At 46.0% G+C, this 2,901-nt stretch carries 3 protein-coding genes; all 3 read left to right on the top strand.

Going from position 1 to position 2,901, the window contains the following annotated elements:
* Nucleotides 1–214 precede the first annotated feature (214 nt).
* The 3 genes from tnpA to tnpC all read left to right on the top strand — a co-directional run bounded on the left by tnpA (nucleotide 215) and on the right by tnpC (nucleotide 2,617).
* Nucleotides 215–529, top strand: a complete 315-nt coding sequence (gene tnpA / locus GH808_RS14945; protein ID WP_186843584.1) for an IS66 family insertion sequence element accessory protein TnpA — start codon at nucleotides 215–217, stop codon at nucleotides 527–529.
* Entirely contained in the window at nucleotides 526–882 is a 357-nt protein-coding gene (tnpB, locus tag GH808_RS14940) for an IS66 family insertion sequence element accessory protein TnpB (RefSeq protein ID WP_186843583.1), read from the top strand. The genes tnpA and tnpB overlap by 4 nt, the downstream gene beginning before the upstream one ends.
* A 97-nt stretch (nucleotides 883–979) precedes the next feature.
* On the top strand, nucleotides 980–2,617 hold the full coding sequence (gene tnpC, locus GH808_RS14935) for an IS66 family transposase (protein WP_186843582.1): 1,638 nt from the start codon (nucleotides 980–982) through the stop codon (nucleotides 2,615–2,617).
* Nucleotides 2,618–2,901: the final 284 nt, after the last annotated feature.

Here is a 2,901-nt window from a genome sequence, read left to right as displayed (position 1 = left end):
CGCTTCCTCCGGTGTCTCATGTAGCGTATGGCCTTCCTGCCATAGAAATTCCGATGTTCGCAGGAACGGTCGTGTCGTTTTTTCCCAGCGCACAACATTGCACCACTGATTATATAAGAATGGCAACGTTAATGTCAAATAGACTACACATATTTCACCCTAAAGATTCATGCGATAATACCTTCATCAGATTAATAAATGGAGGTATTTTTTAATGTCTAAAGATGAACTGCACGCATTTCGTCGCCAGCAGATTGAGGATTATCGCAATTCCAGCCAATCTGCAGAAACCTGGTGCGAAGCGAATGCAATGAAGGTATCCACGCTGCGTTACTGGCTGCGACGAATCAAAGACGCCGATCAGCCAGTGCCGGAACAGGCCTGGGCTACCATGAAACTGATTGATAAGGCGACCACTGCCAAGTCAACACCCGTAATGATCAGGGTTAATAACTTCGAAATCTGTCTGCATCCGGGTTTTGAACCGGATGTTCTAGCATCCGTGATCAGAACGCTCCAGGGGATATGATTGACACTGCGCTGATCGATCAGGTTTTTGTTGCCTGTTTTCCTTGTGATATGCGAAAATCGATCAATGGACTTTCTGCGCTGGTACAGCTGACTTTCGATATGGATCCCTTTGCTAATCATCTCTATGTCTTTTTTAACCGGAAGGGGGATAAAGCGAAAATCCTCCGCTGGTCAAACAACGGCTGGTGGCTTTACTATCGTAAGCTCAGCCAGGGTACATTTAAATGGGTGTTTAATGAATCCCAGACCGTTAAAGGCATTTCCGAACGGCAGCTCCGCTGGCTTCTGGATGGCCTTTCGCTGGAACAACCGCAAGCCCATCGAGCCGTTAGCAAGCGCTTGATAATCTAAGTTTTCAGCTTCTGAAAAATTCTATAAATCCCACTGTTATGCGATTTTTGTGATTGTTTAGCTGTTCTTTTCTGTGGTTTTATGGTATAATAATCCTATGAAAAATCAATCGGAACCACCTAAAATTAAACCCTTAACGACACAATCTCTACCCTATGATGAGCTGCTCAAAACCTGTAACGAACTGCAGGTTCAGTTGATCCAGACGCAAACCCAGCTAGCCTGGGCAATGGAACAGATCCGACTGCTGACCCACAAGAAATTTGGATCTGGCTCTGATAAAGTCGCTTATCCCGAAGGAAGTGATCAACTCTCATTCTTCAACGAACCGGAAGCGGCTGCAGATTTTTCTGTTGCTGAACCGGATCTTTCTGATGTCCTGGCTGATGCGAAGAAGCCCCGTAATAAAAAAGCCAAGGGGAAACGGAAACAGGATTTCTCCAATCTGCCAACGATTGTCATTGAACACGAGCTGCCGGAGTCGGAACGCATCTGCCCCAATTGCAGTCATCCCCTTCATGACATGAAAGTGGAAATCACCCGATTACTTAAATTTATTCCTGCCCGGTTTGAAGTGGAGGAACATCATCGGCATGTCTATACCTGCCGTGAATGCGCTAAACATGACGATGGGATTGATTTGAAAATCCCCTTTATTCGTGCGGCGATGCCAAACACCCTGATTCCCGGCAGCTTTACAACGCCGGAGCTGGTCGCTGCGATTATCAATGCCAAGTACGTCTGTGCCATGCCGCTGGCCAGGCAGCAGCAGGAGTTTGAACGGTACAGTGTGGCACTCTCCCGGCAGACCATGTCAAACTGGCTGCTGCGCTGTGCCGACGATTATTTTTCGCTTCTCTGTCGGCGGATGCGGGAAATCATGCTCACCCGGGATGTTTTGCATGGGGATGAGACCCCCGTTCAGGTTGCCAATGAAACCGATCGCCCGGCAACCAGCAAAAGTTATATGTGGGTCTACTGTACCGGGGTTCATGATGAAACCCCGATGGTCTACTACGACTATCATCCCACCCGAAGCAAGGAAGCGGCACTTGGCTTTCTGGGAACCTATAAAGGGTATCTTCATGCCGATGGCTATGAGGTTTATCATCGGCTGTCTCCGGATATCACGGTGGTCGGCTGTCTGGCTCATGTCAAGCGGGGCTTTTCTGACGCCATTAAATCCTTGCCAAAAGAAGAACAGAGACGAGCGGCTTCGTATGAAGGGGTTCAATTTTGTGATACCCTTTTTCATATCGATAAAAAGTTAAACGACTGTACCCCGGCTGAACGACAACAAAAGCGGCTGATCCTGCTAAAACCGGTGATGGCATCTTTCCACGACTGGCTCATTAAAATGCAGGCCAATGCCCTGCCAAAATCCTATCTTTCCAATGCTGTGAATTATACCCTGAATCAATGGACTTACCTGGAAAACGTCCTGCAAGATGGTCGCCTGGAATTAACAAACAACCGTGCGGAACGCTCTATTCGCCCCTTTACAATTGGCCGAAAAAACTGGGTCATGCATAATACCCCTGAAGGTGCAACAGCCAGTGCCATGATTTATAGTCTCACTGAGTCAGCCAAAAGCAATCAGCTTAAACCTTATAACTACCTGGTTTACATTCTCAAAACGATGGCCAACACCGATCTGGTGAACCATCCTGAACTCATTGATCAATTCCTTCCCTGGTCAAAAACACTTTCGCCAGATTGCTATAAAACCAGTTGATAAACATAAACTTTCAAGTCCAACTCCTTCTGGAGTTGGGCTTTTTTTATGCCTAGGTGCCTACAGTTTGACATTTACGATTCTGCTCAAATTTTTTCATAATTTGTTGGTTATTCCCTCTTAGTGGGTATAATATTTAAAATAACATTAACTAGCCATGATGCGATTCTAAAACAAGGGGGAAATAAAAATGCTGGCAGAAGAAGAAAAAGCAGTTGCTGATGAATCCATAAATCAGGCTGATCGCAATAAAGAAAAATCACAGAAAAAGCCGTTTTATTCCA

It is taken from the genome of Acetobacterium fimetarium (genome assembly GCF_014284475.1).
GTDB classification, from domain to species: Bacteria; Bacillota; Clostridia; order Eubacteriales; family Eubacteriaceae; genus Acetobacterium; species Acetobacterium fimetarium.
The sequence above is the reverse complement of the archived record's forward strand: the minus strand, read 5'-3'. Positions and strand labels throughout refer to the sequence as shown.

Coding starts and splice junctions, on each gene's coding strand:
- tnpA (WP_186843584.1), top strand. CDS start 215: ATGTCTAAAGATGAACTGCACGCATTTCGTCGCCAGCAGATTGAGGAT.
- tnpB (WP_186843583.1), top strand. CDS start 526: ATGATTGACACTGCGCTGATCGATCAGGTTTTTGTTGCCTGTTTTCCT.
- tnpC (WP_186843582.1), top strand. CDS start 980: ATGAAAAATCAATCGGAACCACCTAAAATTAAACCCTTAACGACACAA.